This is a genomic window from Lysinibacillus sp. G4S2, assembly GCF_030348505.1.
Taxonomy (GTDB): Bacteria; Bacillota; Bacilli; order Bacillales_A; family Planococcaceae; genus Lysinibacillus.
In genome coordinates this window covers 1,201,765-1,227,503 of sequence record NZ_JAUCFJ010000002.1, presented here as the reverse complement: position 1 = coordinate 1,227,503, position 25,739 = coordinate 1,201,765, and the positions used below count along the sequence as shown (strand labels likewise).

The following is a 25,739-nucleotide window of genomic DNA, read 5'->3' as shown; positions in this document are numbered from 1 at the left end:
GGTCACCTCGTTTCTTCAGATCTCTCTTGCGCACGTAATTGACCACACGCAGCTGCAATATCAGAACCTTGCTCTCGGCGGATCGTTACGTTAATACCATTCTTCTTTAATGTTTTTTCAAAGGCAAAAATTTGGCTACGAGATGTACGAACATAATCACGTTCTGGTACATAGTTTACAGGAATTAAGTTCACATGGCATTTAATTCCTTTTATTAATGCAGATAATTCTTCTGCAATTTCGACTGAATCATTTTCGCCAGACATTAAACCATACTCAAAAGTAACACGTCGGCCAGTTTTTTTAGTGTAGTATTGGACGGCTTCCATTAATTCATCTAACTTGTAAGCACGTGCAATTGGCATTAATTTTTGACGAGCCTCTTGGTTTGGTGCGTGTAGCGATACTGCAAAGTTAATTTGTAGCTGTTCATCAGCAAATTGATAAATTTTCGGAACAATCCCTGATGTTGATACAGTGATGTGACGAGCACCAATATTTAATCCTTTTTCATGGTTGATGACCTTTAAGAAGTTCATCATCGCATCATAATTATCGAAAGGTTCGCCAATACCCATAATAACGATATGTGACACACGCTCGCCCACTTCATCTAAAGTTTGCTGAACTTTGACAACTTGCTCCACAATTTCCCCTGCTAATAAGTGACGCTTTAATCCACCTAAAGTTGATGCACAGAACGTACAGCCAATGCGGCAGCCTACTTGTGTCGTCACACAAATAGAGTTCCCATATTCATGACGCATTAAAACTGTTTCAATTGAATAGCCATCCTGTAACTGGAATAAAAACTTGATCGTACCATCTTTTGATTCCTGTTTAATAATTGTTGACAATGTCGTCAATGCAAAACTTGCTTCAAGCTTTTCACGTAATCCCTTTGAAAGGTTAGACATTTCTTCGAATGTTTTTACACGTTTATTATAAAGCCAATCAAAAATTTGTGCTGCACGGAACGGTTTTTCACCATTTTCCTTTAACCATTCTTCTAACTGATTCGGCTGTAATGAATATACCGATTCTTTTAAATTTGGTTTTTCTTTTTTCGCGCGTTGAACAGGCTTGTCTTCCGCTTCCTCGACTAAATCGTTAATACGCTCATTAAATTTCTCATGATCCACCATTAGTTGGATTCTCCTTTTTTACGAAAGGCGGCAACGAAGAAACCGTCACTGCCAAAGTCTTGTGGAAAGACTTGAAGCATGCCATTTGCTTGCTTTTCCGCTAATTTTGTTGGTAAAGATTCTAGTTGTATTGCTTCCATTTCTGGATGCGTTGTTAAAAAGGCTTTTACAGTGCCTTCATTTTCCTTTATATCGACTGTACATGTACTGTACACAAGCTTGCCATCTATTTTCAATACTTTTGTTGCCGCATCTAGAAGCGCCAATTGTATTTTTTGGAGGTTTTCTAAATCTTCCTCACGTTTTGTATATTTAATATCTGGCTTGCGGCGCATGACACCTAAACCACTACAAGGTGCATCGACTAAAATTGCGTCGAATGATTCTGATTGTAGAAAATCAGGTGCTTTACGTCCGTCAATCGGAGCAGTCTCTACTATATCAATCCCTAGACGATCCGTATTATGGTCGATTAAATCTAATTTATGAGGGTGAAGGTCGGTCGCTAAAATCGAACCTTCATTTTTCATAATCTCAGCTATATGTGTTGTCTTTCCGCCTGGAGCTGCACACATATCTAAGACACGCATGCCAGGAGATGGATTCAATACATTTGCTGGAATCATCGAGCTTTCATCTTGAATGGTAATTAGCCCTTCTTGGAATGCCTTAGTACGAGCAGGCTGACCATTTGTGACATGTAAACATTCCGGCATCATATCACTTTGTTTAGCTGTTAAACCTTCCGCTTCTATGCTAGCAATTGCTTGATCAACGCTCACTTTAGTCGTATTGACGCGTACAGTCTGCACTGGAGGCACATTATTTTCATGTAACATTGCACTCGCTACTTCAATTCCATAGTTATCGACAAAGCGCTGCACTAACCACTCCGGATGACTCGTTTCAATGACAAGACGCTCAATCGGATCTTTAATTTCATCAGTAGAAGCTACACCCTGACGTAAAATAGAGCGTAAAATACCGTTGACCATTGAAGCTATACCTTGGTGACCTCGACGCTTAGCAATTTCCACAGCTTCATTCACTGCTGCATGAGGTGGTATACGCGTTAAATAATGCATTTGATATAAAGATAAACGTAAAAGCCAGCGCACCCAATGATCCACTGAACCACGAATAAACGGCTCTAAATAGTAGTCAAGAGTCATTTTATACTGTAGAGTGCCGTACGTGATTTCTGTTAAAAGGGCACGATCCTTCGCTTCGATTTTATGTCGCTTGATCGTTTCGTTTAAAAGCAAATTACTATAAGCTTGATTTTTATCCACTGCTAACAGAATAGAAAGTGCAGCATTACGCACATTTCCATCCCAAATTACTACGCTTTTTTTACTCATTTAAATTGGTCCCCGATCTGTAATTTAGAACCTGTACCACGCAAATATTCCTCTGCTGTCATGCGTTTTTTACCAGCTGGTTGTACATCATACATGGCAAGTGTTGTTCCATTTCCTGCTGCAACTTCAAAATGATCCTTTGAAATCCCAACGACCGTACCAGGAATAGTATCATGCTTTGCGTTGCCAACTTTCGCCCACCAAATTTTAAAGTTCCCATCTTCAAATGTTGTATAGGCAACTGGCCATGGGTGAAGACCACGTACTTGATTGTATAAAGTTATAGCATCCTTTGCCCAATCGATACGTTCTTGTTCCCGTGAAATATTGCTTGCAAAAGTTACTTGTGCTTCATCCTGCACTGTACGGTTATTTGTTCCATTTATAATAGAAGGAAGTGTTTCTTTTAATAATTCGCAGCCTACAACACTCAGCTTATCAAATAGTCCACCTGTATGATCTTCCTCTTCAATTGGAATAGCCTTTTGAGATATGATATCACCGGCATCTAGCTTTTGCTCCATATACATGATCGTTACACCAGTCTCTTTTTCACCATCAATAATTGCTTGGTGAATAGGTGCTCCACCACGATACTTCGGTAAAAGTGACGCATGGACGTTAATGCAACCAAGCGGTGGTGCATCCAGCAATTCCTTCGGCAAAATTTGTCCAAAAGCTGCTGTTACAATTAGGTCAGGCTGTAAATTAATTATTTGCTGTAATTCCTCAGAACCACGTAGTTTTTCAGGCTGAATAACGTGTAAACCTAATTCCATAGCCGCTGCCTTTACAGGTGGCGGTGTTAGTACACGTTTACGCCCAACTGGACGATCCGGTTGTGTAACTACAGCTTTAATATCATAGCCTTCATGGTGTAGCATACGCAAAATTGGCGCGGAGAAATCAGGTGTTCCCATAAAAATTATTGAAGTCATTTTATTCCTCCTCTTCAGCGTACATTGCTTCAAGTTCTTCTTCGGTTACAATGCGTTTAATTTTTGAATTAAATAGTACGCCATCTAAATGATCGATTTCATGTAAAATTGCTCGCGCATCAAAGCCTCCCGCTTCTAACTCATATACACGTCCTTCACGGTCACATGCTTCAATTTTTACATATTCAGGGCGTTCAACCTCACCGTATAGTCCTGGAAAGCTTAAGCAACCTTCAATATCTACTTCTGCTCCATCCGTTACAATAACAGTCGGATTAATCATTTCTAAAACATCTCGTTCTTCGCCAAGCTCGACAATTGCCACACGTAATCCTACATTTATTTGAGGTGCTGCAATACCAACGCCATCGTATTCAACCATTGTGTCATATAAATCATCTAATAAAGTAATAATTTCTTCATTAATTTCTGTTACTTCCGCACACGGCGTTGATAGTACCTTTGCTGGATGTTCAACAACTTTTTTAATTGCCATCTTATGTTCCTCTTCTCTACTATTTAAGGCTTATTACCTTGTCTAATTATAACGCCACATCAGCTCTTTATAGGATCATCACCAAAACTCGGAGTTGGTTGATTTCCGTTACGGCTGAGGGCTTTGCCGCTGTCGCTTTGCTTTCGCGCAGATAGTCGCCCAGCAGGAACGAAGATCAACTTATTCGCATGGCATACGTTTTAACAAAATGTCATGTCCAATCGGGTGATGAACCCTTTTATATAGTTGACGGATCTAAATCTACTGTCATTAATATACCTTGTTTAATCCATTCCCCTCGATACATCGCTAGAAGGCGCTGTAATACAGGAATTAGGTTTGGTTCAATTTTATATTTTATCAAACATTGATAACGATATCTATTTTGGAGACGACTAATACTTGCCGTTGTTGGACCGATAATAGCAACCTGATTTGATAAGTTTCCCCTTAGCCAATCTGCCGCACGTCCAGCATACTCTGCCGCCATCATGACATCTTCATGAGATATTTGAACAAGTGCTACAAAATAATACGGCGGATAGCTTGAGCGACGGCGTAAAAACATTTCACGTTCGTAAAATGGCTCGTAATCTTGTATTTTTGCCAATTCAATTGCATAATGCTCTGGCGTATACGATTGAATAATAACCTCACCAGGTTTATCATGACGTCCAGCCCTACCACTAACTTGCGTTAATAACTGAAATGTACGCTCAGCCGCACGGTAATCGGGTAAATGCAGCGATGTATCAGCACTAAGTACACCAACAAGCGTAATATTAGGAAAATCAAGACCTTTCGCAATCATTTGCGTACCTAGCAAAATATCTGCCTGCCCTTCCCCAAATGCCTGCAAAATTTCTTCATGTGCACCTTTATGCTTTGTAGTATCAACATCCATCCGGAGAACCCTTCCCTCAGGAAATAGCTTATAAATTTCTTCCTCGACTTTTTGCGTTCCTGTACCAAAATAGCGGATATGCTCACTCTGGCATTGTGGACATATTTGTGGAACACGCTCATCATAGCCACAATAATGACATTTTAATTTCTCTGTCGTTCGATGATACGTTAACGAGATGTCGCAGTTTGGACATTGCACAACCGTCCCACAATCACGACAAAGCACGAAAGAAGAATAGCCACGACGATTTAAAAACAGCACCATCTGTTCTTTTTTCTCAAGCCTTACACGTATAGCATCAACAAGCTGCTCAGAAAACATTGAACGATTACCTTTTTGAAGTTCCTCACGCATATCCGCAATAAAAACAGTTGGTAACGCTTGATGCATAGCACGTTGCTTTAATGATAGCAAACTATATACGCCCTTCTTCGCTCGCGCAAAAGATTCAAGTGCAGGCGTTGCACTACCTAATATGACTGGGCATTTATAAAATTCGCTACGCCAAATTGCTACATCTCTAGCATGATAACGCGGTGAATCTTCTTGTTTATATGTTGATTCATGCTCTTCATCTAAAATGATAAGACCTATATTTGTAAAAGGTGCGAAAATAGCGGAACGAGCTCCCACAACAACGCTTACCTTTCCTTGCTGAATTTTACGCCATTCATCATACTTTTCACCGACAGATAAGCCACTATGCATAACAGCAACCATCTCACCAAAACGACTGCGAAAACGCTCTGTCATTTGTGGTGTTAATGATATTTCAGGCACTAGCATAATAGCTTCCTTGCCTTCATCTAACACCTTTTGTATCGCTTGCAAATAAACTTCCGTTTTACCACTTCCCGTGACGCCGTGTAGTAAAAAAGTTTTCGCAGTCTGTTCTTCTATTGATGTAATAATATCCTTTAATGCAACGTGCTGCTCATCCGTCAATTGTAAAGATTGAGTGCGGGAAACCTCCTTCGTAAAGGGATCACGATACACCTCTTCCTGTATAAAGTGAGCGGCCCCTTTGTCAATAACTGACTGTAGTACTGCTGGAGATGCACCTGTTTCTTCATAGATTTTCTGTGGCAACAGGACTTCTCCAAGGTGTGCACTCATCCATTCAATCAGCTGGCGCTGTTTAGCTGCTCTCGCTGCATCTACCATCGCCTTGTCGATATCTTGCTGATTATCTGAAATTTTGACCATACGAATTTCTTTCACATTCCCTTGCTGCTTCACAACGTTTTCAATTTTTACAATTTTATCAGTAATAAGCTGCTTTAATAAAGGAAGTAATTCAGCACGCTCGAATTCTTTGAAATTAACCTGTTGTCGCTTACCGAAAATAGCCTTAGCCTCTTCCGGCAAAGCGTCTTTATCCTCTTGCAGCATAATGATTTTTTCATACTTCGCTCGAAGTGCTGATGGGAGCATAACCTGTAAGGCATCGATTTCATAACAAATCGTTTCGTTTTTTAGCCACTTTGCCATTAACAGCATTTCCTCAGTTAACACAGGCTCTATATCTAAAATTTGTGCAATAGATTTTAATTTATCAGCTGGTACATCTGTTTCATTTTTTAATCCAACCACAAAACCTAAAACATTTCTTGGTCCAAACGGTACTTTGACACGACAGCCCATTTCGATAATATTTACCCATTCTGTAGGTACTTCATAATCAAACGGACGATCTACATGGTAAGTTGAAACATCCACTATAACCTCTGCAATCAAAAAACTCATTGCGCCTCACCTTGTAAAACATATGTCCAAAATGCGTGCGCAAACTGCGTGGCATCTGTCGTATCCCACAATTGACCATTTACTTCTGCCGTGTCACTAAAATCAATCCACATGTCAGACATGATTGTTAACATGGACTCACCAATAACCTTTTGTCCAAAGGTTATTGCTGTCATTCCTTCTAAGGATAGTATCGGCGCCCCTTCAATTGTAGGCGTATTTGCAGCATGGATAAAAAATGCAGATGGATATTGTTGTTGATAATCCTCTAGTTGTTCAAAAAGCTTATGCACATTTGCTTCTTTTTCATCTATGAGGATGACAGTTGCCCCAAGTAGTTTTGCCTCTTCGGCTATTGCCTGACCAATTCTACCATTTGCCTGTGTACTAATCACATGCTGCTCATCCAATGGTATATAATACGCTCCAGCTGTGACAACTACCGTTTTACCAGCTAACGGCTTGGCCTTCTCTGAAAAATACTCTTGCACAATCGCTGTTATTTTTTCTGGCTCTTCTAAACGACCTTTCCCAACATAGCCACATGCCAAAAACCCTTCTGATGGCTCAATAAATTGATAACCATCAGATTGTAACTGAGCCAAATTTCGTTTTACCGCTGGATGGTCATACATATGTACATTCATCGCTGGTGCAAGCCATACAGGGGCAGTTGTTGCAAGCAGAGTCGTCGTTACCATATCATCCGCAATTCCATTTGCCAGTTTCCCTATGACATTTGCGGTAGCTGGTGCAACTAAAATTAAATCTGCCCAATCCGCCAAATCAATATGAGCAATAACACTCGAATCCTTTTCATCAAAAGTATCGAAAAAAACATCATTTTTGGACATAACTTGAAAGCTCAGCGGATTAACAAACTGTCTTGCTGATGCTGTCATGATAACCTTTACATTTGCCCCTGCCTGAGATAGCTTGCTCACTAGAGCGACAGCCTTATAAACCGCTATACCACCTGAAACACAAAGTAAAATATTTTTATTCATGCACAATCGTCCTTTCAAATGATAAGCTCCCAAAGGAAAATTCCCCGGGAGCTCTCGGCATGCTGTATATTCAAAAATCCACTGCAGACGTTAACATTTTCGCAAAAGCTTATTTACATCAATGTTAGATTTCGTCTTCGTATACAGTTGACTCATCCTGTGATACTTTCGTAAGTACACCTGCCGCTACTTCTTCAAGTGCTCTTCCTACGTATTTATGGGAAACGTACTTGTGTAAGCGTTCTGTGTCTTGTTCCTCTTGCATTTGACGAGCACGTTTAGATGCTAGACTTACTAAAGAGTATTTTGAATCGATTTCTTTTTTTAATGCATCTACTGATGGGTATAACATAGGTTTATTCTCCTCTCAACATTGACAAATATCTTTTTTCAACACGTTCTCTACGACAATGCTCGGCTTTAATAATCGCATTTATACGATCACAAGCATTTGTCACTTCATCATTTTCTACTACATAATCATAAAGGCTCATCATTTCAAGCTCTTCACTTGCAGTTGCAATACGTTTTGCAATAACGTCTGCTGTTTCCGTCCCTCGACCAACTAAACGATCTTTTAATTCCGTTAAACTTGGTGGGGCTAAGAAAATAAATAATGCATCTGGTGCCTTTTCGCGGATTTGAGCAGCACCCTGCACTTCGATTTCTAAAAACACATCACGTCCTGCATCCAGTGTTTCATTTACGTAGGCTAACGGTGTTCCGTAATAATTCCCTACAAACTCAGCATGCTCCAATAAGCCACCCTGTTCAATTAACGCTTCAAATTCTTCACGTGTCTTGAAAAAATAGTCTACACCATCTACTTCACCTTCGCGAGGATTTCGTGTTGTCATCGAGATGGAATACTCATAATTCGTATTCGGCTGAGAAAATAATTCTTTTCGCACTGTCCCTTTACCTACACCAGATGGGCCAGACAGAACAATTAATAATCCACGTTCTTTTATCATTTATTCTCTATATCTCCCTTAATTTATAACAGATACAAACAAGTTATTCGATATTTTGAACTTGCTCACGCATCTTTTCTAAAATTGTTTTCGCCTGAACTACCGCAATGGCCGCCTCTGTTGATTGATTTTTTGAACCAATCGTATTGATCTCGCGATGTATTTCCTGCATTAAAAAGTCTAATTTACGGCCAACCGAAATCGTTTCTTGTAACGTTTCTGTCAGTTGATGAAAGTGACTATCTAATCGGTCCAATTCTTCGGTGATGTCCACACGTTCTGCAAATATCGCTACTTCTGCAAGTAGGCGATCTTCTAACAATGCTCCATCCGCCACTTCAGTAATTCGTTCTAATAATCGTGTACGATATTTTTCAACAGCAAGAGACGAGAATGAACGAATCTTGTTCACTTGTTCCATTAACTGTTCTTTATATTGTACAACAACATCTTGTAATTCTTGCCCTTCACGCTCACGCATTTGAATCAGCTGCTCAATTGCTTGCGTAATAGCCTGTTCAACAGCCGAAAGTAAATCTTCAGGTGTAAGCTGCGGCTTTTCCTGTACAAGTGCTTGTTCAAGTGATAGTAGCTCTTGCATCGTCCATTTTTCTTCTAGTGGTACTTTACTTGCTAATTGCTCTTTTGCCTTACGATACGCTTCAATTAATGACCAATTAATTTCAATAGATTGCTCGACGTTATCTAAGTCTTTAACATAAACCATCACATCAACTTTGCCACGAGACAAAGCTTGTGAAATTAATTTCTTTGCAAAAATTTCTGCTTCAAGCCATTCTTTCGGAAATTTTGCGTTAATTTCTAAAAAACGATGGTTGACCGAGCGCATTTCTACGGTTAATTGAAAGTCTTTTGTTGTTGTGACACCTCTGCCAAAACCAGTCATACTACGCACCAAGGTTCGTCACACCTTTCTTTGCATACTGGGATTATTATAACATAAGCTCTGTCATTTATGACGTCTCTCCACAAAAAATTAGATAGAGCAGAATAGATGTGTTGATCAACCACTTTTATCCATCCGAATTAATTAGAAGGCTCTGATTTCCGCTACGTGCGAGCGTCGAGCCGCTTTGTTGCCGCTGTCGCTACGCTTTCGCACAGAAAACATCCGCTTCGTGCAGGGTCTCGTCTGTCTCGCTTTCTCGCGGGAAGCTTTGCTCTGCGTCGAAAGCAAAGCGACAGTAGCACTCGAGTAGCCCTACGCTACAATCAGTTAAAATGGAAATATATTAGCAAAACAGCAACAAAAAAAATCCTTTTATCGCTCAATAATAAATCTATATTTTCCTAATCAACACGCCTAAGAGCAAAAGCTAATTCTACCACAATTGAAGCTATATTTTAATATTCACCTAAAAAATGCTATGATAAACATAAGAAAATCTCATCACCAAAAGAAAGAGATGACATTTGATCAATTATGCCTCGGCATAATTTTACGTATGTCACGCATATAAGTTGATTGGAGTGGAAGCTGGACTACTACTCGGGGCAGTAATAGAGGAACGCGGGTGAAGCGGCTCATCGTACGCTCCCAGGAAAGCGCCTAACCAGAACGGAAATCAACCACACGTTGTGGTATTGTGCTATAAAAGTGATTTCTAATAAATTGATCCATCATCGACATTTAGGAATGACATTTTGCTAAAACGTATGTCATGAATATAAGTTGATTGGAGTGAAGGCTGGGCGACTCCTCGGGGATTAGCGTCACAGATGAGACCCTGGAGCGAGCAGCGCGAGTGAAGCGGCTCATCGGACGCCCCCAGGAAGCTCTGCGCGAAAGCGAAGCGTCAGCGGCAAAGCGCCCAGCCGAAACGGAAATCAACCACACACTCTGGTGGAAAAGCTTGCACTATTAAAATATAAAATACGAAAGTACCAAGGATGCTTATATCGTTGGAAAGAGGAATTCATATGGCATTTGATGGCTTATTTACTTATTCAATGACAGCCGATCTACAACAATTAGTAACCGGTCGGATCACTAAAATACATCAACCAAACGCTCAGGAGGTTGTTCTACATATTCGTGCGAACGGAAGCAATCATAAATTACTTTTTTCGATTCACCCTTCTTACGCACGTGTCCATCTTACTGAGCAATCTATTGAGAATCCAGCAGAACCCCCTATGTTTTGTATGCTGTTGCGAAAGCATATAGAGGGTGGTTTTATATCTTCTATTAAACAGCACGATTTTGATCGCATTATAATAGTAGAAATTGAAAGTAAAAATGAAATTGGCGACCCTATTGTAAGGGAGTTACATGCTGAAATTATGGGCCGTCACAGTAACCTGTTGTTAATTGACAAGGAGCAGGGAAAAATAGTCGACAGCTTAAAGCATTTGCCGCCTTCCGTGAATAGTTTTCGAACAGTGTTACCTGGTCAACCTTATATCGCGCCACCTGCCCAAAATAAATGGCACCCTTTAGCAGTGACGAACGAACAGCTTACTAGTTTTTTCTCTGAACAAAAAACTGCTAAGGAAATTGTTGCGCAATTTGTAGGCTTCTCACCCATTCATGCAGAAGAATTATTGTTCCGTTTAACAGATGCAGATGATCAAATAGATTGCTTTAAAAACTTTATCGCTTCCTTTAATAATGGTGGAACTGAGCCAATGTATGTAATCGCTAATAATAAAACTTACTTCTCCCCAATCGCTCTAACACATTTACAAGGAGATGTAACGATTTATCCAAATGTACATGAACTACTTGACCGCGTATTTTTCGCACGAGCTGAGCGAGATCGTGTCAAACAGCAGGCAGGTGATTTAGAGCGATGGCTACAAAATGAAATTGATAAGCTTACATTAAAAACTAAAAAGTTGAATAAAGACTACGAACGTGCATCTAAACTTGATCAGTTCCAATTATACGGGGAATTATTGATGGCGAATATTTACGCATTCGAAAAAGGTGTAAAGGAAGTAACTGTCGTTAACTACTATAGTGAGACTGGAGAAGAAAAAATCACTATTCCAGTGAGTGAACGTAAAACACCGATTGAAAATGCTCAAAGCTATTACACAAAATATACAAAGGCAAAAAATGCCCTTATTATGGTTCAAGAACAGCTAGAAAAAACGAAGGAAGAAATAGCATATTTTGAAATGCTTGCTCAGCAAGTTCAACAAGCGGCACCAGGAGATATTGAAGAAATTCGTGAAGAATTAGCAGAGCAAGGTTATTTAAAATTACGTCATGCAAGAAAAAAGAAAAAGCAAGTGAAGCCTGAGCCTGAACGTTATGTCTCTTCTACAGGTGTAGCCATCTCTGTTGGGAAAAATAACAAGCAAAATGACATGCTTACATTTAAAATAGCTAAACGTACAGATATTTGGCTACATACGAAGGATATACCAGGCTCTCATGTTGTCATTCATACGAGCGAACCAGACGAAACAACATTAAGAGAAGCCGCTACACTTGCTGCCTATTTTTCAAAAGCGCGAGAATCTTCCTCTGTCCCAGTCGATTACACAGAAATTCGTCAGGTAAAAAAACCAAATGGCGCTAAACCTGGTTTTGTTATTTACTTTGAACAAAAGACTTTATACATCGATCCAGATGAAACGGTCATTTTACAGTTAAAAAAACAGTCTTAAAGGTTGGAATACGATATGAAATATATCGTATTCCTTTTTTTATAAAAAAAATATGTAATCTGTACTATGTAACTATTAAATTCATCTTTCTCTTAACTGATTTTTATAGCTATTGTTCCTTATTATATAAAACACTTTACAAACTCATGAATATTCTGAACTGTTTATTCTAACTGTTATTGACTTCCACCTTTCTAGATGGCTAAATTTAAAATATAAATAGCATTTAGAAAGGGTGTATCTCTATGTCTGTAGGCAAAAAATTAAGTTTTGGTTTTTTCACCATCATCCTCGCCTTAATTATTTCATTGTCGATTTTGTTTGTTCAGTTTTCAAACATTGAAATCAAGGTAGAAAATGCATTAGACGATCGTGTTGCTCTAGTAGAGTTAGCTGATAACATTCAATTTGAACTAGCAATGCAGGGTCTTTTCATTCGCGCAATAATTATTGAAGATACAGCAGCTAACAAAGACAACTTTGCAAAATATACAAAAATGCTAGATGATCATGTTGTAGAAATGCTAAAAAAATCCGATTCTCCTGAGATGGAGACATATGCGAAAGATTTAAATACATATAATGATGCGTTTGACAAAGCTGCCGAGGAAGCCATTACACTTTATAATGCTGGTAAATTAGAGGAAGCTTTACAAAAAGTTAATGGTGAAGTCCAACAAGCCAACAAAGGATTGTTAGCGGAATCAGAGAAAATTTCAAGTTACCAAAAAAAACAACTTGATGTTGTTACGAAAGAATCTAAACAAGCCGTAACAAATTCACAAATAATTTCAATCATCGCTATCATCATCGGCGTAATTATTGGAATATGCCTGATGCTTTATGTACAGCGCACAATATCACGTCCTTTAAAATCCGTAGTTATTGCGGCCAATAATATTGCAAATGGCGAATTACATCATCAAGATATCTCCCATCAATCTAAAGATGAGCTTGGTCAGCTTTCTACAGCCTTTAATACAATGAAAAGTAACTTACGAAGTTTATTAACAAATATACAAGATAATGCTGAACATTTATCAGCTTCTGCCGAAGAGCTATCCGCCTCTACCGAAGAGATTTCTGCTTCTGCAGATGAGGTAACTGTACGTATTAATGAGACGGCCGATGCGGCATCTACTGCAACAATTGCTGCCAATGAGAGCGCACATGCAATGGATGAAACAGCAGTAGGTGTACAACGTATAGCAGAAGCAACTCAACAACTTCATCAAAGCGCAGTGACAACAAGTGAGTTAGCGAGTAATGGTAACGATACAGTTGATGAAGCTCAACAACAAATGAACGTCATTTATGACTCTACACAAATGATTAACAATCTCGTTCAAAAATTGAGTAAACAATCAGAAGAAATAGGCACGATTACTACAGTAATTACAGCAATCTCAGATCAAACGAATTTATTAGCTCTAAACGCTGCAATTGAGGCTGCACGTGCAGGTGAACATGGTAAAGGCTTCGCTGTCGTAGCCGACGAAGTACGCAAGCTAGCAGAAGAATCAAAGCAATCAGCCAATCAAATCGTTACCTTAACACAAGAAATCCAAGAAGATACCCAAAATGTAGAAAAAGCTGTCGAAGACGGGCTACAATCTGTCACAGACGGTGTGAAAATTATTGAGGATGCTGGCAACTCTTTCGAAGCAATCGTAAAAGCGATCAATACGATGACCGATCAAATAGAAGATATTTCGGCTACTTCTGAAGAAATCTCTGCAAGTGCTGAACAAGTAGCAGCCTCTGTCGCAGAAATTGCTCATGGCGCTTCCACTAGTGCAGCCAATACACAGATCATTGCCGAAGCTAGCAAGGAACAAGCAGCAACAATTCAACAAGTAAACCGAGTTGCTACAGATTTAAGCGAAAAATCATTAGACTTACAAAAACAAATTAATCAATTTAAGCTTTAAACCTGCAAGCAGTGCATTTCTTAATCGAAGTGCACTGCTTTATTGCTTTATATTCTTGAAAAATTAACATGACAAAGAAATTAAGATGTCCTATTTAATAAAGTATTGCCATATGATGTTAGTGTTGGGGTGATGAGTGCAATTCATGACATTTTATCAGCGGTTTTCTTGATGTTATCAGCGATTATCGGCATTTTATCAGCGGTTTCTCGATATTATCAGCGATTATCGATATTTTATCAGCGATTGGCATTTTGAAACATCCAGCCGCTTCGCATTCGCAAGATAAAACACTTGTTGCTGTCGCTTCGTTAGCACTACGCTTTCGCACAGAAAAACACTTGTTGCTGTCGTTTCGTTAGCACTACGCTTTCGTGCAGAAAACATGTGCTATGGAAATCACCCCCTCTTTTTGCGAAGAGCCTAGGGTGGCTTCTCATTCACCCACCTACAACTACTTTACTGTTTATTTTTAGGAAGCCTACCATTTAGGAATCATACTATGGTAAAATCGACCATATAAAGAAGTTAAGTGTATTTTCTACTCATTAAGTTCTACTTACATGATTTTTTAGTAATTATATGTAGAGGCATTCCTTTTAAGAGAGACAAATGGATTTTCCCATAAAACAACAACATAAAAGCACTTAAAAGCATATATATTTTTCCATTTACATATTCCAAGTTCTGCATGCATATATTTGATAGACTATACTATTTTTTTATACATAGTTGTATATGCAAGTAATGTGTAAATTATTTCAAAAAAACATATTTAACGAATATTCATTTCAATTATTACTTAAAAAATGTTCATTTTTTCATCATTTACTCTTCTTCTTCTTTTTTCTCTTTTATGCTAAATAATCTTAAATAAATACAAATCAAGATTCTTATATATCATTAATAGCTAAAAATATTCATTCTTTGCGATTAGAAATTACAAAAAAATGCCTGAACTAGAATTGAAATTACTCAGTTTTACAATGATTTTCTACATTTCCATATAAATCTCTTCGAGCACCTCTCCTGTGACTTTTGAATCATTTTTCGAATAACAATAGCATTATCGGAAGAATATGAATTTTCGGTATAATAAATCTTTTTTTAATTTTTGTTTTATTTTTGATATTCAAAACAAATAAATATCAAATTTTTATCATCAAATTACTTTAATCCATTAATGTGATGAATCGAAAAAAATTATTATTCTATTAGATGTCAGATAATACTATATAAATTTGAATCTTTTTTATTTTGTGCAAATGATTTTTTTGGTATATTAAATAAGAGCTTCACAAAAGGCTTAAAAATTGTATAAGGGGGATTCACATGAATAAAAACAAAAAGTTTTTATTATTAACAGTCCTTGCAGTCTTTTCATTAGTACTAGCTGCATGTGGCTTCGGCGGTGATAAGTCTGATAATTCCTCATCTTCAGACGGCAACAAAGATTCTGGTTCAAAAACTAAAGAGCTTAACTTAGCAATTGCTTCAGAACCACCATCTTTACACCCAGGACTTGCAGAAGATACTACATCTAGTGCAATCTTAGTTAACGTTTTTGAGGGTCTAACTGTTTCAGACGCTGATGGTAAGCCTACTCCAGGTATGGCTGAGAAATGGGATATAAGTGAAGATAAAAAGACTTATACGTTCCATTTACGTGATGCAAAATGGTCAAATGGTGATCCAGTTGTAGCAGGTGACTTCGAATATGCTTGGAAATGGGCGTTAAATCCAGAAAACCTTTCTGCGTATGCTTCTATTTTCTACCCAATTAAAGGGGCTCAAGCTTACAACGAAAAAGGCGGTTCTGCTGATGGCGTTGGTATCAAAGCTGAAGATGACAAAACTTTAGTCGTAACTTTAGAAAACCCAACTCCATATTTCCTAGAATTAACAGGATTTAAAACTTATTTACCAATTAACCAAAAAGTGACTGAAGCTAATAAAGATTGGTATGCAGACGCTGGTGAAAATTACGTAACAAATGGTCCTTATAAATTAAGCGATTGGAAACATAGCGATTCTATCGTTCTTACAAAGAATGAAGATTATTGGGATGCATCAAATGTTGATGTTAATACTGTAAATGTTGCTATGATTGAAAAAGAATCAGTTGTTGCTACTAACTTTAAATCTGGCTCGCTTGACTATATCGGTAAACCATTCCAAACAATAGATCTTAATGTAATTGATGAATTCAAAAAAGATGGTTCTTTAAAAATCAAGGATGAAGCAAGTATTTATTGGTATAAGTTCAATACAAAAGACAAAATTATGTCTAATGCAAATATCCGTAAAGCGCTTACTTTAGCAATCGATCGTCAAACATTAATTGACAACGTAACTAAAGGTGAACAAAAACCGGCTACAGGTATGGTTCCAGTAGCAATTCCTGGATTTGAAGAAGACCGTGGTTACTTCAAAGATAACGATGTTGATGGAGCGAAAGCGGCTCTTGAAGCAGGGATGAAAGAACTTGGTATTAAAGACCCTAAAGATATTAAAGTTAACATTTCATATAACACTTCTGAAGGGCATGCAGCAATCGCTCAATACATTCAAGAAGAGTGGAGCAAAAAACTTGGTATTTCTTCTCAGTTAGATAACTCAGAATGGCAAGTTTATATAGAAAAATTAAAAACTGGTGACTATCAAATTGGTCGTATGGGCTGGGTAGCTGACTATCTAGATCCATATACATTCCTTGAAATGTTCGATACGGCTAAAAACGGTAACAACCAAACAGGCTGGGAAAATGCTCAATACAAAGATTTATTGACAAAAGCAGTTGCTGAGGTAGACGAAGCTAAACGTATTGATTATTTAAAACAAGCAGAAAAAATTGCTATGACAGAATTCCCAGTTGCACCTATTTACTACTACACTAACCTGTCAGTAGTTAAAGAAGGTATTGAAAACTTAGATCCAAATCCAACTGGTGATATTCACCTTAAATACGTAAAGATGAAATAACTCGTTAAAAATTACCTTTTAAGCTCTAAGCGGAGAGCTGCCTCGTAGCCACTACGGTGCGAGTCAGCTCTTTTTAAAATACGAAAGCACTTATTTGTCAGATAATTGACAAGTAGAAGGAGGAGTTTTATGTGATTAAATATATTTTGAAAAGGCTGATGTATATACTTCTCGCGCTTTTCGTCATCGTATCGGCTACGTTTTTCCTATTGCGTCTTGCTCCTGGTAACCCATTTGCATCTGAACGTAATTTCCCTCCTCAAATAGAGGAAAAGTTAAACGAAACGTATGGATTAAATAACCCTTGGTATATTCAGTACAAAGATTATTTAATCGATGCGGCCACTTTTAATTTCGGTGAATCTATGAAATATAAAGCGCGTTCTACAAATGATATGATTGCAGAAGGCTTCCCTGTTTCTTTAACTTTAGGAATTGAAGCTATGCTGCTAGCGATTGGATTTGGTGTATTAATCGGCGTAGTTGCAGCGCTTTATCATAATAAGTTCCCAGATTATTTGGCAACGACCTTTGCGGTGCTTGGTATTTCTGTACCATCATTTATTTTAGCTGGGCTCATGCAATATTTCCTAGCATATAAGCTTGAGTTATTCCCAATTAGCGGATGGAAAGGCTTCAGTTATAGTATATTACCAGCCTTAGCTATTGCATTTTCGCATATGGGCTTTATAGCAAAACTGACACGTTCAAGTATGCTTGAACAAAATAATAGTGATTATGTAAAAATGGCTCGCGCAAAAGGTTTAGGCAAATGGACAATCGTTTTCCGTCATACTTTACGTAATGCCCTTTTACCAGTTGTTACTTATTTAGGTCCATTAACTGCTGGTGTCGTTACAGGTAGCTTCATTGTAGAGCAAATATTTGCGATTCCTGGCTTAGGTAAACACTTTGTACAAAGTATTACGAACCGTGACTATACAGTTGTTATGGGAACGACTGTGTTCTTCTCAATCATTCTTTTATTTGCGGTACTCATCGTAGATATTTTATATAGTGTTATCGATCCGCGAATTAAGCTGAAAGGAGCGAAAAAGTAATGACTCAGCAACAAATCGAAAAAGATAAATTTAAAATTGTTGGCGGAAATCATGAAGCAACTGAAAAATTAGCTGATAAATCTGTCTCCTTCTGGAAGGAAGTATTTATTCGTTTTTCCCAAAATAAAATGGCGATTTTTGGTTTAATCGCTTTAATAGGTATTGTTTTAATGGCTACCTTTGTGCCAATGTTTTCACAATACCACTATAGTGAGCAATTAGGTTCGTATAATGCTCCGCCATCGGCAGAATTTTGGTTTGGTACAGATGATTTAGGTCGAGACATTTTCGTTCGAGTATGGGCTGGCGCTCGTATTTCTTTACTCATTGGTTTTGCTGCTGCCATTATTGATTTGATTATTGGCGTATTATGGGGAAGTATTTCTGGTTTAGCAGGCGGTCGTGTTGATAATATAATGATGCGTATTGCCGATGTTCTAACAGCTATACCCTACCTTTTAGTTGTTATTGTACTTTTAGTAGTATTAAAACCAGGTATTGTACCAATGATTATCGCATTATCTATTACAGGTTGGATTCAAATGGCTCGCATTGTTCGCGGTGAAGTCTTATCTATTAAGAATCAAGAATATGTACTTGCTGCTCGTACTTTAGGTGCTAGCACATGGCATTTAATTTTAAAACATTTAGTGCCAAATGCACTTGGTGCGATTTTAGTAACAATGACATTAACAGTGCCATCTGCTATTTTTACAGAGTCTTTCCTTAGTTATCTAGGACTTGGGGTTCCTGCTCCACAAGCCTCGTGGGGAACAATGGCTTCTGAAGGTAATGCCGCAATTACAAATGCTCCTTGGCGTTTAATATTCCCTGCATTGTTCATTTCACTAACAATCTTTGCATTTAACGCAGTTGGTGACGGCTTACGTGATGCATTAGATCCAAAACTACGTAAATAAGGAGGTGGCCGAAAATGAGTAAAACTATTTTAGAAGTAAAAGATTTAAGAATTAACTTTAAAACTTATGCAGGGCTTGTTCACGCTGTACGTGGTGTAAACTTTGATCTAAAAGAAGGTGAAACACTCGCAATCGTTGGTGAATCTGGTTCTGGTAAAAGTGTTACAAGTAACGCATTAATGAAACTAATTCCACAGCCACCTGGTATTTATGCGTCAGGACAGATTTTATTTAACGGTCGTGATTTAGTGCCGTTAAGCGATAAAGCAATGTCAAAAATACGTGGAAATGAAATTGCAATGATTTTCCAAGATCCAATGACAAGTTTAAACCCGACGATGAAGGTCGGACGTCAAATAACTGAAGTTATTTTACAACATAAAAAAGTTTCTAAAGCTGATGCTAAAAAACGTGCAATCGAACTATTAACTCAGGTAGGTATCCCCTTCCCTGAAAAACGTTTTAACCAATACCCGCATGAATTTTCAGGCGGTATGCGTCAACGTGTTGTTATTGCCATTGCCCTTGCAGCTAATCCTAAACTTCTAATTGCCGATGAGCCAACAACAGCATTAGACGTTACAATTCAAGCGCAAATTTTAGAGCTAATGAAAGAAATCCAAAAAAATTCGAAAACATCTATCATTTTCATTACTCATGATTTAGGTGTCGTTGCTAACGTTGCTGACCGAGTGGCAGTTATGTATGCAGGCCAAATCGTCGAATATGGTACTGTTAATGATATTTTCTATAATCCTAAGCATCCGTATACATGGGGTCTACTCGGTTCAATGCCAGACTTAGATAATGATACTGATGAGCTATTACGCACGATTCCTGGTTCACCACCGGATCTTATCAACCCTCCAAAGGGCGATGCGTTTGCTGCTCGTAATGAATTCGCAATGGCTATTGACTATGAGCAAGAACCTCCGATGTTCCAAGTAAGCGAAACACACTATGCCAAAACTTGGTTGTTACATCCTGATGCGCCAAAAATTCCGCTTCCAGATGCAGTTGCTAAACGTATTGAAGGATATTTAGCAAAGGAGGCACAACAAAATGACTAAATCGGGTGCAAAAAAAATTCTTGAAATCAAAAATTTAAAGCAGCATTTCGGTTCACCAAGTAACCCTATTAAAGCTGTCGACGGTATTAGCTTCGATGTATACGAAGGTGAAACACTCGGTCTTGTAGGTGAATCGGGCTGTGGTAAGTCAACAACTGGTCGTTCCATTATTCGCCTGTATGACATTACAGATGGTGAAATTATTTTCGACGGCGAAAACGTTCATGGGAAAAAATCTAAAAACGAATTAAAGAAATTTAATAGTCAAATGCAAATGATTTTCCAAGATCCATACGCTTCATTAAACCCTCGTATGACAGCAGGTGAAATCATTGGAGAAGCCTTTAGTATTCATGGTCTTTACAAAGATAAAAAAGAACGTCGTGAGAAAATCAATCAACTACTAGAAGCTGTTGGCTTAAACAAAGAGCACGCAAACCGTTATGCACACGAATTCTCTGGTGGTCAACGTCAACGTATTGGGATTGCTCGTGCACTAAGCTTAGATCCTAAGTTTATTATCGCCGATGAGCCTATTTCTGCACTTGACGTATCGATTCAAGCACAAGTTGTTAACTTATTAAAACAGCTACAAAAAGAACGTGGTTTAACATATCTTTTCATTGCCCATGACTTATCAATGGTTAAGTACATCAGTGACCGTATTGCTGTTATGTACCGTGGTAAAATTATGGAAATCGGTAAAGCAGATGATATTTACAATCACCCTGTTCATCCGTACACAAAATCATTATTATCGGCAATTCCACTTCCTGATCCAATGTCAGAAAAACGCCGTCAACGTATTCCGTACAAGCATACAGAGGTTGACGATAGCGCAACATACCATGAAGTTGACGACCAGCATTACGTTTATGGTACTGCAGATCTTGTGAAAACTTGGGTTGCTAATCGATAATTCTCATAACTCTCATTAACAGTTTAAACGCTGTTGATGGGAGTTTTTTATTTCTTCAATGCTCTAAAGCTTACTTACAATAGTAGAAAGCTATAAAACCATTAACATATTAAATATCTTGTACATATAATTTCTAAATTTATTATGAGTCAGTTTCCTTTGTTCTTTTTACGCCTCGTCAATACCGATAATTCAGAAATATCATATTTTACAGATATTTCAATAAAATATATTTCCATTTTACCATTAATATACTATAATGGAAGTATTAAATATAAAGGAGAGATTAAATATGAAAAAAAGTATTAAACTGATCATTTCTACTTTATGTCTTACGGTATTTTTAATTAGTGTCAGCACAGTTCCAGCTGCTGCATATCCAGGTCCATGTGGTAGTCCAAAGCCATGTGAGTTACGTCCATAAATTAAATTAATCTTTCTGACCAATGTTTGAAAAACGCTCTCAACTTATTCCGTACAAACATACAAAGGATGACGAGTGCGCTTGGGTTGCTAATCGATAATTCTTTCAACATCTATCCATTGGAGCTTTCCAGTGGGTGGATTTTTTTATTAATTAAGGCCCATCACCATAACTTGGGCAACAAAAGTTTTATGCGCGGAAGCGGAGCGTAAACGTAGCGGCAGCAACATAGTTTTCGTATGTGCGACAGCAACAACAACACGCTGTTGGTCACGAAGGCGTTGTCACAAGACTTGTTGCATTTAGCCTTCTCCCTCTCCCTACTACGCTCGCTCTAAGCTCTCATCTGTTACGCTATGATCTTCAAGGAGTCATCCATACGCTTTAACAAATGTCTTCCCCAACTTTTGGTGATGAGCCATTAAAACTAACTAATTAGTTATGAAAAACAGTCTTTCCCCTATGTGAGGAAGACTGTTTTTCCATGATTAACTTATTTTACTGGAGCATCTGCTGTTAATTCAATATTTTGAAGCTCTGTTGGATTTGCGTGATCAATATTGTAGTTTTTCACGCGTTTGTTTACTGGAACAATCTCCGTACGGAAGTACATTGGAATTGTCGTTGCCTGTTCGCTCATATATACTTGCCATGTACGGAATGCTTCTGATCGGAATTTTGGATCCATTGCCTTTTCCGAATCAATATCTGCTAACATTTTTGTTAAATCGGCAGTAACGTAACGACTAAAGTTAAATTCTGCACCCTCACTATATAAGCCTGCTGGAGATGGGTTTGTACCTGTTTTCCATGCAGCCATAAACATATCAATTTCTGGATCATCAGCTTTTACTTTATCGTAGAAGCTATTGAATTCAATTAAACGACCAGTAGTCAGTTCAACATTTAATCCAACGTCTTTCCAGTTTTGACGATAGTATTCAGCAATCGCTTCATCTGTATCTGAACCAGACATTGCAGCTAAACGAATAGTGAATTTTTTCCCGTCTTTATCTTCACGGATTCCGTCTCCATCTACATCTTTATATCCAGCTTTATCAAGCAATTCTTTAGCTTTTTCAGGATCGTAGTGATAGCCCTCTAATGTATCATCATAGTAAGATGCAAACACAGGTGGAATTAATGAATTCGCTCTTACACGTAGACCTTGATAGAACTTTTCGGTAACAGATTCAATATCCATCGCATAGCCAATCGCTTGACGTAAATTTACATCATTCATTTTTGACTTCTCATCAAAAATATTTTTACTGCTCGTTTTATCGTATTTCCCTAATTTAAAGCCTACATAAGAGTATGACAACTCAGGACGACTTAAAACCGATATATTCGAAAGATCTTTTATACCATCAAATTGATTTGTTGGGTATTGATGTGCAATATCATATTTCCCAGTTTTCATAGCTTCACTAATTGAAGTTGAAGGAACAACTTCGATAACTACTTTATCTAACTTTGGTTTGCCTTTATAATAATTTTCATTCGCTACAAGCTGAACAGATTCTCCATTTACAATTTTGTCAATTTTAAATGCGCCAAGTGTTACAGGATTTTTACGAACTGCATCTGAAGCAATTAGGGCGTCTTTAACAGGGATTGACTCTAACTGATGCTTAGGTGCTGCATAACCCCATAATCCATCCCCAACTGAATAAATAGCTGGTGACACTTTCTTGAACGTAATTTCAATTGATTTTTCGTCAATTTTTTTAATACCAGAAATTGTCTTTGCTTTACCATCATGATATTCTTGTGCTCCAACAATATTTTGGAAATCGTCATCATAGCGTACGCCGTCGTAATCAGGATGACCAATAATTTCGTAAGGATAAATTAAGTCGTCAGCCGTTAATGGTTTACCATCTGACCATTTAACGTCCCCTTGAATGGTAATCTTTGCTTTCTTATTGTCCTTATCAACTTCTAATTTCGCAATACCTTTATCTGTTACTTGGAAATCCCCATTCAATTCAAAAAGACTATTTGATGCGTATTCCATGATTTTGCTATCGAAAGCATCATCAGATAATTCCTCAATAAAAATTCCTTTAAAAGGAGAATCCGTTACAAGCGCTACCTTTAAAGTACCACCTTTAATAACATCTCCTTCATTTGTTACTTCCATAGGAAGCGCATTTGTATCCGCTTTTTTATCTTCTGTTTGTGACGGTTTGTCTTTGTTGCCATCATCCGTTTTAGCCGAATCTTTACCGTCGTTATTGCAGGCTGCTAATACAAACATCACTGCAAAAATAACGGATAGTAATAACCAATTTTTTTTCATAGTAAATCCTCCCCTTTATCCAATTCTTTGTTTTACGTCAGCTGCACGACGAAGTGCTTGACCGACATAATTTATACCAAGCATCAAGATTAGAATTAATATTGATGCGGGCAACCATACCCACCACTTTGTAGATAGTACAATCGGATTCGTTGCGTAGCTTACAAGAGTACCTAAGCTAGGTGTAGATGGTGGTAAACCAAAGCCTAAAAATGATAGACCTGTTTCAATACCAACATTCCCTGCAAAATTTAACGTTAACTCTACAATTAACAACGAACTTAAATTTGGTAATATCCCCTTAAACATAATGGCAAAATCACTAGTACCCATTGTTTTAGAGGCATTCACATAATCACGGCGTCCTTCTGATAAAGCTTTACTGCGGACTAAACGTGCTGTCCCTATCCATTGGAAGGCACTTAATATTAAAATTAACTCAAAAACACCGTATTTGGGAATAATTGTAACTATCACGATTATAATCATTAACGTTGGTAATGTCATGAGAAAATCGATGATACGCATAAATAAATTATCAATAAAGCCGCCATAATAACCCATTATAATTCCGAGTGCAATCCCTATTGTATTAGCAATAAGAGTAATAGCAATCGCAATTAAAATGGAGTTTTTAGCACCGATAATAAGCTGCCCTAGCATATCGCGCCCAGCTTCATCAGCCCCAAGGAAATAACCATTTACCCCCGGCTCTGTATAGCGCTCTAACAATTTGATTTTTAAAATTTCATCTTGGTCCATAATCATTGCCATAATTAATATCGTAATAATCAGTAAATTTATACCGATAAATGAAAATAACGCTAGCTTATCTTTTCGAAATTCACGTATTACAACTTGTATCCCTGTTGGTGGAATACTTTCAACTGTCATTGTGTCATTTTTTTGTTCCATTTTTATTCACCTCTCCTTAAACATTAAATTTAGCGGTTAGTCTATGCGGATACGTGGATCAACAATGCTCATAATAATATCTGACAGTAGACTACCTAATAATGCTAAGAAGCCATAAAGCATAACGAGAGCTGTAATCACACTATAATCGCGACTCGTTATAGAATGGATGAATAATTGCCCCATGCCTGGGAAGCCAAAAATAGTTTCTATGAAAATCGAACCGCCTAATAAGCCTGTAATTGTAAAACCTAGAAAGGCTGCAATCGGCAATAAGGAATTGCGGAAAATATGTCTTCTATAGATTCTTTTCATCGGTACACCTTTACTACGTGCTGTTTTAACGTAATCCTGTGTCTTAGCATCGATAATTTCTGAACGTAAATATTGAATAATCGTTGTTGTACCTAAAATTGCATATGTCATCGCAGGTAAAATTAAATGATAGATACGATTCCAATAATATTCCATCGTTCCTGGTTCTATACCTACATCAACTGTCCCACTCGTCGGGAACCACGCTAAACGATAACCGAAAATATATAAGAAAATTAAACCCAAGACAAAAGTCGGTATCGCGTAGCTTATAAAGCTATATAGTGTAATCGACTTATCGTACAATGTATCTTGCTTGCGCCCCGCAATCATTCCTAATGGAATAGCAATTGCATAAACGAGAATCGCACTAAGTAGAGCGAGCCAAAATGTATTTAATGCGCGCTCACCAATCAGTGTGGACACCGCAATTTTATATGTATAGCTTTGTCCAAAATCTCCTTGCAAGGCATTAGTTATCCAATGGTAATATTGCACATACCATGGATCATAAAATCCTGCTTGAATTCTCAATTCTTCAATACGTGCAGGGTCTGTTTCTGGTGTAATCAATCCTGTAAATGGATCACCCGGCATTTGTTTCGCCAAAATAAAGATAATTAGGCTTAGCACAAACATTTGAGGAATCATCAAAAGTGTTCGTCTAACAATCGTTTTCCACAT

21 protein-coding genes are annotated in these 25,739 nt (G+C 37.8%); 8 read left to right on the top strand and 13 right to left on the bottom strand.

What is annotated here, in order from left to right; translation table 11 throughout:
* Positions 1-2 precede the first annotated feature (2 nt).
* The 9 genes from rlmN to QUF91_RS06145 all read right to left on the bottom strand — a co-directional run bounded on the left by rlmN (position 3) and on the right by QUF91_RS06145 (position 9,493).
* Positions 3-1,145 (bottom strand): dual-specificity RNA methyltransferase RlmN, encoded by a 1,143-nt coding sequence (gene rlmN, locus QUF91_RS06185; protein ID WP_285399559.1) that lies wholly within the window; start codon positions 1,143-1,145, stop codon positions 3-5.
* Positions 1,145-2,506, bottom strand: coding sequence for a 16S rRNA (cytosine(967)-C(5))-methyltransferase RsmB (gene rsmB, locus QUF91_RS06180; protein ID WP_289417168.1), 1,362 nt, complete (start codon positions 2,504-2,506; stop codon positions 1,145-1,147). Before rsmB ends, rlmN begins: the two co-directional genes overlap by 1 nt.
* A complete protein-coding gene (gene fmt, locus QUF91_RS06175) occupies positions 2,503-3,444 on the bottom strand; it encodes a methionyl-tRNA formyltransferase (RefSeq protein ID WP_289417167.1) in 942 nt (313 codons plus the stop codon). The genes rsmB and fmt overlap by 4 nt, the downstream gene beginning before the upstream one ends.
* Before the next feature lies 1 nt (position 3,445).
* The gene (gene def, locus QUF91_RS06170) at positions 3,446-3,940 is read right to left on the bottom strand and encodes a peptide deformylase (RefSeq protein ID WP_285399565.1); all 495 of its coding nucleotides are present in this window, start codon (positions 3,938-3,940) and stop codon (positions 3,446-3,448) included.
* Between the two features lie 238 nt (positions 3,941-4,178).
* Positions 4,179-6,593, bottom strand: a complete 2,415-nt coding sequence (priA, locus tag QUF91_RS06165; protein ID WP_289417166.1) for a primosomal protein N' — start codon at positions 6,591-6,593, stop codon at positions 4,179-4,181.
* Positions 6,590-7,600: a bifunctional phosphopantothenoylcysteine decarboxylase/phosphopantothenate--cysteine ligase CoaBC gene (gene coaBC, locus QUF91_RS06160; RefSeq protein ID WP_285399568.1), complete on the bottom strand. Its 1,011-nt coding sequence runs from the start codon at positions 7,598-7,600 to the stop codon at positions 6,590-6,592. The genes priA and coaBC overlap by 4 nt, the downstream gene beginning before the upstream one ends.
* Positions 7,601-7,724: 124 nt before the next feature.
* A complete protein-coding gene (gene rpoZ / locus QUF91_RS06155) occupies positions 7,725-7,952 on the bottom strand; it encodes a DNA-directed RNA polymerase subunit omega (RefSeq protein ID WP_289417165.1) in 228 nt (75 codons plus the stop codon).
* 4 nt (positions 7,953-7,956) lie between these two features.
* Positions 7,957-8,574, bottom strand: coding sequence for a guanylate kinase (gmk, locus tag QUF91_RS06150; RefSeq protein WP_285399571.1), 618 nt, complete (start codon positions 8,572-8,574; stop codon positions 7,957-7,959).
* A gap of 43 nt (positions 8,575-8,617) precedes the next feature.
* On the bottom strand, positions 8,618-9,493 hold the full coding sequence (locus QUF91_RS06145; RefSeq protein ID WP_285399572.1) for a YicC/YloC family endoribonuclease: 876 nt from the start codon (positions 9,491-9,493) through the stop codon (positions 8,618-8,620).
* 1,022 nt (positions 9,494-10,515) lie between these two features.
* Between QUF91_RS06145 and QUF91_RS06140 the strand changes: the two genes are divergently transcribed.
* On the top strand, positions 10,516-12,213 hold the full coding sequence (locus QUF91_RS06140; protein WP_289420023.1) for an Rqc2 family fibronectin-binding protein: 1,698 nt from the start codon (positions 10,516-10,518) through the stop codon (positions 12,211-12,213).
* Between the two features lie 245 nt (positions 12,214-12,458).
* Entirely contained in the window at positions 12,459-14,144 is a 1,686-nt protein-coding gene (locus tag QUF91_RS06135; RefSeq protein WP_289417164.1) for a methyl-accepting chemotaxis protein, read from the top strand.
* A gap of 225 nt (positions 14,145-14,369) precedes the next feature.
* Here the strand turns inward: QUF91_RS06135 and QUF91_RS06130 are convergent, their stop codons facing one another.
* The gene (locus QUF91_RS06130; protein WP_285399575.1) at positions 14,370-14,531 is read right to left on the bottom strand and encodes a hypothetical protein; all 162 of its coding nucleotides are present in this window, start codon (positions 14,529-14,531) and stop codon (positions 14,370-14,372) included.
* Between the two features lie 945 nt (positions 14,532-15,476).
* Between QUF91_RS06130 and QUF91_RS06125 the strand changes: the two genes are divergently transcribed.
* The 6 genes from QUF91_RS06125 (at position 15,477) to QUF91_RS06100 (ending at position 21,520) form a co-directional block, all read left to right on the top strand.
* A complete protein-coding gene (locus QUF91_RS06125) occupies positions 15,477-17,126 on the top strand; it encodes a peptide ABC transporter substrate-binding protein (protein WP_285399577.1) in 1,650 nt (549 codons plus the stop codon).
* 131 nt (positions 17,127-17,257) lie between these two features.
* Positions 17,258-18,187, top strand: a complete 930-nt coding sequence (locus QUF91_RS06120) for an ABC transporter permease (RefSeq protein ID WP_289417163.1) — start codon at positions 17,258-17,260, stop codon at positions 18,185-18,187.
* Positions 18,187-19,107, top strand: coding sequence for an ABC transporter permease (locus tag QUF91_RS06115; protein WP_289417162.1), 921 nt, complete (start codon positions 18,187-18,189; stop codon positions 19,105-19,107). The genes QUF91_RS06120 and QUF91_RS06115 overlap by 1 nt, the downstream gene beginning before the upstream one ends.
* Positions 19,108-19,121: 14 nt before the next feature.
* Entirely contained in the window at positions 19,122-20,177 is a 1,056-nt protein-coding gene (locus QUF91_RS06110) for an ABC transporter ATP-binding protein (protein ID WP_289417161.1), read from the top strand.
* A complete protein-coding gene (locus tag QUF91_RS06105) occupies positions 20,170-21,096 on the top strand; it encodes an ABC transporter ATP-binding protein (protein ID WP_289417160.1) in 927 nt (308 codons plus the stop codon). The genes QUF91_RS06110 and QUF91_RS06105 overlap by 8 nt, the downstream gene beginning before the upstream one ends.
* Positions 21,097-21,388: 292 nt before the next feature.
* Positions 21,389-21,520, top strand: a complete 132-nt coding sequence (locus QUF91_RS06100) for a hypothetical protein (protein ID WP_289417159.1) — start codon at positions 21,389-21,391, stop codon at positions 21,518-21,520.
* Between the two features lie 493 nt (positions 21,521-22,013).
* Here QUF91_RS06100 and QUF91_RS06095 read toward each other — a convergent pair whose 3' ends face one another.
* Genes QUF91_RS06095 through opp4B form a run of 3 tightly spaced genes read right to left on the bottom strand, consistent with a single transcriptional unit; the run spans position 22,014 to position 25,739 of the window.
* Entirely contained in the window at positions 22,014-23,825 is a 1,812-nt protein-coding gene (locus QUF91_RS06095) for an oligopeptide ABC transporter substrate-binding protein (protein ID WP_289417158.1), read from the bottom strand.
* 15 nt (positions 23,826-23,840) lie between these two features.
* Positions 23,841-24,740: an ABC transporter permease gene (locus QUF91_RS06090; RefSeq protein ID WP_289417157.1), complete on the bottom strand. Its 900-nt coding sequence runs from the start codon at positions 24,738-24,740 to the stop codon at positions 23,841-23,843.
* 36 nt (positions 24,741-24,776) lie between these two features.
* Positions 24,777-25,739 (bottom strand): oligopeptide ABC transporter permease, encoded by a 963-nt coding sequence (opp4B, locus tag QUF91_RS06085; protein ID WP_289417156.1) that lies wholly within the window; start codon positions 25,737-25,739, stop codon positions 24,777-24,779.

Bases quoted from the DNA above. Each gene is read 5' to 3' on its own strand.
- rlmN (WP_285399559.1), bottom strand. From the start codon at position 1,145: ATGGTGGATCATGAGAAATTTAATGAGCGTATTAACGATTTAGTCGAG.
- rsmB (WP_289417168.1), bottom strand. From the start codon at position 2,506: ATGAGTAAAAAAAGCGTAGTAATTTGGGATGGAAATGTGCGTAATGCT.
- fmt (WP_289417167.1), bottom strand. From the start codon at position 3,444: ATGACTTCAATAATTTTTATGGGAACACCTGATTTCTCCGCGCCAATT.
- def (WP_285399565.1), bottom strand. From the start codon at position 3,940: ATGGCAATTAAAAAAGTTGTTGAACATCCAGCAAAGGTACTATCAACG.
- priA (WP_289417166.1), bottom strand. From the start codon at position 6,593: ATGAGTTTTTTGATTGCAGAGGTTATAGTGGATGTTTCAACTTACCAT.
- coaBC (WP_285399568.1), bottom strand. From the start codon at position 7,600: ATGAATAAAAATATTTTACTTTGTGTTTCAGGTGGTATAGCGGTTTAT.
- rpoZ (WP_289417165.1), bottom strand. From the start codon at position 7,952: ATGTTATACCCATCAGTAGATGCATTAAAAAAAGAAATCGATTCAAAA.
- gmk (WP_285399571.1), bottom strand. From the start codon at position 8,574: ATGATAAAAGAACGTGGATTATTAATTGTTCTGTCTGGCCCATCTGGT.
- QUF91_RS06140 (WP_289420023.1), top strand. From the start codon at position 10,516: ATGGCATTTGATGGCTTATTTACTTATTCAATGACAGCCGATCTACAA.
- QUF91_RS06135 (WP_289417164.1), top strand. From the start codon at position 12,459: ATGTCTGTAGGCAAAAAATTAAGTTTTGGTTTTTTCACCATCATCCTC.
- QUF91_RS06130 (WP_285399575.1), bottom strand. From the start codon at position 14,531: ATGTTTTCTGCACGAAAGCGTAGTGCTAACGAAACGACAGCAACAAGT.
- QUF91_RS06125 (WP_285399577.1), top strand. From the start codon at position 15,477: ATGAATAAAAACAAAAAGTTTTTATTATTAACAGTCCTTGCAGTCTTT.
- QUF91_RS06115 (WP_289417162.1), top strand. From the start codon at position 18,187: ATGACTCAGCAACAAATCGAAAAAGATAAATTTAAAATTGTTGGCGGA.
- QUF91_RS06110 (WP_289417161.1), top strand. From the start codon at position 19,122: ATGAGTAAAACTATTTTAGAAGTAAAAGATTTAAGAATTAACTTTAAA.
- QUF91_RS06105 (WP_289417160.1), top strand. From the start codon at position 20,170: ATGACTAAATCGGGTGCAAAAAAAATTCTTGAAATCAAAAATTTAAAG.
- QUF91_RS06100 (WP_289417159.1), top strand. From the start codon at position 21,389: ATGAAAAAAAGTATTAAACTGATCATTTCTACTTTATGTCTTACGGTA.
- QUF91_RS06095 (WP_289417158.1), bottom strand. From the start codon at position 23,825: ATGAAAAAAAATTGGTTATTACTATCCGTTATTTTTGCAGTGATGTTT.
- QUF91_RS06090 (WP_289417157.1), bottom strand. From the start codon at position 24,740: ATGGAACAAAAAAATGACACAATGACAGTTGAAAGTATTCCACCAACA.
- opp4B (WP_289417156.1), bottom strand. From the start codon at position 25,739: ATGTGGAAAACGATTGTTAGACGAACACTTTTGATGATTCCTCAAATG.